The 5,840-nt window shown below is 74.1% G+C and carries 4 protein-coding genes and 1 pseudogene; 1 reads left to right on the top strand and 4 read right to left on the bottom strand.

The window, feature by feature from the left end:
• The 4 genes and pseudogenes from WML84_RS12185 to mtrA all read right to left on the bottom strand — a co-directional run.
• A pseudogene (locus WML84_RS12185) lies at positions 1 to 271 on the bottom strand (ComF family protein); the annotation flags it as partial.
• A 115-nt stretch (positions 272 to 386) separates the two neighbouring features.
• Positions 387 to 2,072, bottom strand: coding sequence for an LpqB family beta-propeller domain-containing protein (locus tag WML84_RS12190; RefSeq protein ID WP_347346413.1), 1,686 nt, complete (start codon positions 2,070 to 2,072; stop codon positions 387 to 389).
• Positions 2,069 to 3,748 (bottom strand): MtrAB system histidine kinase MtrB, encoded by a 1,680-nt coding sequence (gene mtrB / locus WML84_RS12195; RefSeq protein ID WP_347346414.1) that lies wholly within the window; start codon positions 3,746 to 3,748, stop codon positions 2,069 to 2,071. Before mtrB ends, WML84_RS12190 begins: the two co-directional genes overlap by 4 nt.
• Positions 3,749 to 3,758: 10 nt before the next feature.
• Positions 3,759 to 4,439, bottom strand: a complete 681-nt coding sequence (gene mtrA, locus WML84_RS12200; protein WP_347346415.1) for an MtrAB system response regulator MtrA — start codon at positions 4,437 to 4,439, stop codon at positions 3,759 to 3,761.
• 137 nt (positions 4,440 to 4,576) lie between these two features.
• Here mtrA and WML84_RS12205 point away from each other — a divergent pair.
• The coding region (locus WML84_RS12205) for a hypothetical protein (protein ID WP_347346416.1) at positions 4,577 to 5,840 on the top strand (1,264 nt) is incomplete at its 3' end.

A 5,840-nucleotide genomic window follows, 5' to 3' on the forward strand; every position in this document is an offset into this window, starting at 1 on the left:
CCGCGACGGCGGCGGCGAGCGCGGCGCCGAGCGGACGGGCGAGGGGCGTGCGGCCGTCCTCCTTGAACGCGCGCACGATCCGCGCCGCGACCCCTTCGAAGGCCACCGCGCTGCGCACCTCGACGCCGGCGACCGTGCGGGTGAGCCCCACCGGCCGCAGCGAGGCGCGGCACGACGAGCACAGCGTCACGTCGGGCACGTCGCACCCCGCGCACCAGGTGGGGAACACGACCGAGAGGGCTTCGGCGAGCGCGGCGGGGACGGACGGCATCCCTCGACGGTGCCGGCTCACGGCCGCCGGTGGTCTCCGGAGGACCGGATCCGTGGACACCCCGCCGGATCGACCCGCTGTGGAGGACTCCCCGTCCGCCCCGCGACGGGGCGTGTCAGCGCGGCGTGCCCTGCTGCGACGCGAGCACGTGCACGCCGCCGGCGAGGCGCTGCCAGCTGCCGCCGCGCTGCACGTACAGCCCCCCGCTCGCGTCGCGCAGCCGCACCATGCCGGGCTGGTTGCCTCCGGCGAGGTCCACGGCCTCGGGCGGGGCGGTCGTCGTGGTGCCGAGGCCGCCGACGGGCTGGTCGTGCACGTACCGCTGGTCGCCGTCGCCGACCACGGCGGCCACGGTCGCGGCGTCGAGCCACCCCAGGGCGATGCCGTCGCCCTCCAGCTCGGTCAGCAGCACCGGCTCGCCGAGCGCGACCGGGGTGCCGTCGCCGTCGTGCACGACGCCCGCGATCCACATCGCGGGCCGCGTGCCGTCGCGCACGAGCGCGGCCATGCGCGTGCCGTCGCGCGAGACCTGCATCGCGGCGATGCGGGTCGCGCCGGGCCACGCCTGCGCGATCGGGTGCGGCGTCCCGTCGGGGGCGTAGGCGACGACGGATGCCGGGTCGCCGCCCGGCGCGGTCCACACGAAGCCCGCCGGATCGAGCGTCGGCGCGACCATGCCCGGCCGGGAGTCGAGGACCCGCACGGTCTCGTTCGACTCGGCGCGCAGCACCGTGCCGTCGATGTCGAGGAGCGCCGCGATGGTGCGGCTCGCCGAGACCTGCGCGGCGGCGACCGGGACCGTCAGCACGGCGTCGGACAGTCCGGGGATCGGCTCGAGCGTGTCGCCGGAGAGGAACCCGAAGCCCGCCTCGGTGAGCACGAGCGGGCGCGCGTCGACGCGCGTGGAGCGCACCGGCACCGCGGCGGCCGACAGCGCCTGGTCGTCGACGAGCAGCTGGGCGGCCGGGATGCCGACCGACGCGAGGCTCTCCTCCAGCTGCGTCTGCATGCGGGCGAGCGTCTCGGGCTCGATCTCCAGCGCGGTGTCCGACAGCGAGACCTGCGCGATGCCCGACCGCACCGGCACGGCCTGCTGCGCGAGCTCGAGCTGCTCGGGGAAGGCGGTGGCGACGGATGCCGCGAGCCACGGGCTGGGTGCGCCGTCGATGAGCGCCTCGGCCACGTAGGTCGCCGGGTTGGTCACCGGGAACCACCGCTGGTCGGGGACGAGATAGGTCCACGTGGGGTCGAAGTACATCAGCGAGTAGCTGCGGAACACCGAGTGGAACCGGTTGCGGTCGAGGACGATGCCGTCCGGCGCCTCGATGATGCGCCACTCGCCGTCCGCCTGCTGCGCGAGGCGGAAGCCCAGCTGCATGTCGGCGGAGCCGGCGACCGAGTAGGCGCCGGCGCCGTCGACGGTCGCCTCCGGCCGCACGGTCAGGGTCACGGCATCCGGCGCCGTCTCCCGGTAGGCGCGGTCGCCCGGGACGTCGACGATCACGCCCGCGCGCGGTCGCCAGTGCGCGCGGAACTCGGGCGCGAGATACTCCTGCGCGGTCTCCCAGTTGCGGCGGGGGCCGGAGCCCGCGGCGATGAAGCCCTCCACGATCTGCTGCGGCGAGGCTCCGGGCGTGGGCGAGTCGGGCACGAACGAGAAGTCGGGGATGCTGGCCTCGTCGTCCATCGACCGGCCGGGGTTGACCGGGCCGCTGAGCGGCAGCCCCGCGCACGCGGCCAGCACGAGCGCGACGAGCACGGCCGCGACCGCGACCGCGCCGCCGCGCAGCCGCCCGGTCACGACTCCCCCTCCGGCAGGTCGATCGGCTGCGTCGGCCCGAGGTCGCTCACCGGGACGGCGACGTCGCCGGGGTCGGCGGGGATCGGCAGCGACGTGCCGATGGACGCTCCGGGCCGGCGCGGCAGCGTCAGCACGACGTTCGTGCCGCGCCCGGGCGCCGACCACAGCGCGAGCGTGCCGCCGTGCAGTCGCGCGTCGCCCAGCGCGATCGAGAGCCCGAGGCCCGTGCCGCCGATCGTGCGGCGACGCGACGGATCGGCGCGCCAGAACCGGTCGAAGACGCGCTCGGCGTCCGCGGCGCTCATGCCCATGCCCGAGTCGCGCACGCCGAGCGCGACGGCGGAGCGGTCGCTGTCGACGGTGACGACGATCGGCCGTCCCTCGCCGTGCTCGATCGCGTTGCCGAGGAGGTTCCACACGATGCGGCGGATGCGGCGGGGGTCGAGGTCGACGGGCGAGTAGCCGCCGGGCGCGACGAGCCGCAGGTCGGTGCCGTGCTGCTCGGCGAGCGGGCGCATCGAGTCGATGACGTCCTCGGCGAGCTGGGCGAGGCTGGTCGGCTCGGTCTCGAGCTGCACCGACCCGGCGTCGTAGCGGCTGATCTCGAGGAGGTCGCTCAGCAGCACCTCGAAGCGCTGCACCTGCGCGTGCAGGAGCTCGGCCGCGCGCGCGGTGGCGGGGTCGAACTCGTCGCGCTGGTCGTTGAGCATGTCGGAGGCGAGCCGGATGGTCGTCAGGGGGGTCCGCAGCTCGTGCGACACGTCGGAGACGAAGCGCTGCTGCACGAGCGACAGGTCGGCGAGCTCCTTGATCTGCGCCTCGATGCTGTCGGCCATCGCGTTGAACGAGCGGCTCAGCCGCGCGAACTCGTCCTCGCCGCGGATCGGGAGGCGCACGCCCAGGTCGCCCGCGGCGAGCTTGGCGCTCGTGTCGGCGGCCTGCGCGATCGGCACCGTCACCGACCGCAGCACGAACCACGAGATGGCCCCGATGAGGGCGACGAGCGCGATGCCGACGCCCCACAGGGTCGCCTGCACGAACGCCAGCGTCTGCGCCTCCGAGCGGAGGTCGTAGCCGAGATAGAGCTCGTACGCGCCGACCTCGGGCACCACGAGCTGCTGGCCCACGACGATGCCGGGGATCTCGCCGCCGTCGGACGGGATGCCCACCGCCTGCCACCACTGCACGCCCTCGCCGGTCTGCACCGCCTCGCGCAGGCCGGGCGTGAGCATGCTGGCGGTGAGCCCGCCCTGCTCGAAGTCCTGCGGCGCGAGCGGGGCCGGCTCGGACGAGACCCGGAAGGCCGCGATCAGATCGGTGGAGGACTGCCGCTGGATCGACAGGCGCACGTTCTCCATCAGGTTCTGGATCGCGACGACGTCGCCCTCCACCTCGGCCGCGTCGAGGGTCTGCTGGGCGGATGCCGTCGCGCGCTGCGCCTCGATCAGCATCTGCTGCGTGCGCGAGTCGTAGAGGTCGTTCTGGATCGCCAGGGCCATCCACACGAGCGCGACGAGGATCGTGAGCGCCGTCAGCCCCAGGGTCAGCGCGAGCGTGCGGAACCGCATCGACCGCCGCCAGGCGTGGACGAGCCGGTCGACCCACGAGCGCCAGTCCCGCCAGGCCGGCACCACCGCGTGCGTGCCGGCGGTCACGGTGTGCGTCCCGGTGGTCACGGCATCGCGCTCACACCACGGCGCCCGCGCGGTAGCCGACGCCGCGCACCGTCGTGACGATCGCGGGGTTGTCGGGGTCGAGCTCGACCTTCGCGCGCAGCCGCTGCACGTGCACGTTCACGAGGCGCGTGTCGGCCTTGTAGTGGTAGCCCCACACCTGCTCCAGCAGCATCTCGCGCGTGAAGACCTGCTGCGGCTTCGAGGCGAGCGCGACGAGCAGCTCGAACTCCAGCGGCGTGAGCGCGATGACCCCGGCGCCGCGGCGCACCTCGTGCGCGGCGACGTCGACGGTGAGGTCGCCGATGCGGAGCACCTCGGCCACCTGCTGGGTCACCGGGCGCAGGCGGGTGCGGATGCGGGCGACGAGCTCCTTGGGGTTGAACGGCTTGACGATGTAGTCGTCGGCGCCCGACTCGAGCCCGCGCACGACGTCCGCGGTGTCGGTACGCGCGGTGAGCATGATGATCGGCACGCCCGACTCGGCGCGCACGCGCGTGCAGATCTCGATGCCGTCCATCCCGGGCAGCATGAGGTCGAGGAGGACGAGATCCGGATGCTCGGCCCGCCACACCTCGACGGCCCGCGCGCCGTCGGAGCAGAACACGGTGTCGAACCCCTCGGTGCGCAGGACGATGCCGATCATCTCCGCCAAGGCGGTGTCGTCGTCGACGACGAGGATGCGGTAGCTCATGTCCCGTTCGGTCCTTCGTGGGCGGCGCCCGACGAGGGCGCGCACTGCTCACAGTAATGGACGGCCCCGGACGACGGCCCGATCCCGACCGTGTGACACGATAGGACCATCCGGTCGACCTATCCAGGAGGGCATCCGTGACGGCCTTTCCCACGTGGACCCCGGCCGCGCGCCCCGGGATCATCCCGCTGCATCCGCTCCCCTTCGGCACGATCCTGGGCCGTTCGTTCAGCGCGCTGCGCCAGAACCCCCGCGTGCTGCTCGGCTTCGCGCTCGTGGTCCAGACCCTCGGAACCCTCGTCGCGGCGGTCGGGATCTCCGCCGTGGGCGTCTTCTCGTTCGCCCGGCTCGCGTCGCTGCAGCCCGGCACCGAGGACTTCGAGACCGTCATGGCGGGCTCGATCGCGCTGACCCTGGTCACGACCGTCGTGCTGTCGCTCGCGGCATCCGCCCTCGGCGTGCTCGTGCAGGGCGTCGTCGTGAACGAGGTCGCGCACGCGGTGGTGGCCGAGAAGCTCACGCTCCGCGGACTGTGGGCGCGCGTGCGCCCGGTCGCGTGGCGCCTGATCGGCTACACCGTGCTCGTCGCGCTCGCGGCGATCGTGCTCGTCGGCGTGCTCGCCGCCGCGGTCGTGGCGGTGGCCGTGACCGCCGGGCCCTGGGCGATCCTGCCGGGAGTGCTGATCGTGCTCGCCGCGATCCCGGTGTCGCTGTGGCTCACGGTGAAGCTCCTGCTCGTGCCCGCGGCGATCGTGCTCGAGGGCACGACCGTGACCGGCGGCATCGCCCGCTCCTGGACGCTCACGCGCGGACGCTTCTGGCCGGTGCTCGGCATCGTCGTGATCATCTCGATCGTGTTCGGGGTGCTCGCGCAGGTCGCCGCGCTCCCGTTCTCGTTCCTGTCGACGGGGCTCACCACGATCTTCGCCCCCACCGGCGACCCCGACCCGTCGACGCTCATCGGCATCGTCGTCGGCGCCGTGATCACGCAGGTCGTCACCCTGCTGATCCAGTCGATCGCGCTGATCGTGCAGTCGACGGCGTCGGCGCTCGTCTACATCGACTGCCGCATGCGCCGCGAGGGCCTCGACCTCGACCTCCTCGCCTACGTCGACCGTCGCGACGCGGGCGCCGACGACCTGGCCGACCCGTACCGCGAGAACATCGGCCGCGAGACCGCGCCCCGCTGGCTGCGCACCGCGCCCGCGGCGTATCCGGGTGCGGCGGCCTATCCGGCCGGTCCGCCGGCCCCGGGTGCAACCGCCGCAGCACCGGGGCATCCGGGTGCCGGGATGCCGTACCCGGGCGCGCCCGGTCCGTACCCCGGCGCCCCGCCGCAGGCCGGTCCGTCCGCACCGCGTCCGTACCCGCCGTCGGCGCCGGGTCCGGACGCCGCTCGCG

Source organism: Microbacterium sp. (assembly GCF_039812165.1).
GTDB lineage: Bacteria > Actinomycetota > Actinomycetes > Actinomycetales > Microbacteriaceae > Microbacterium.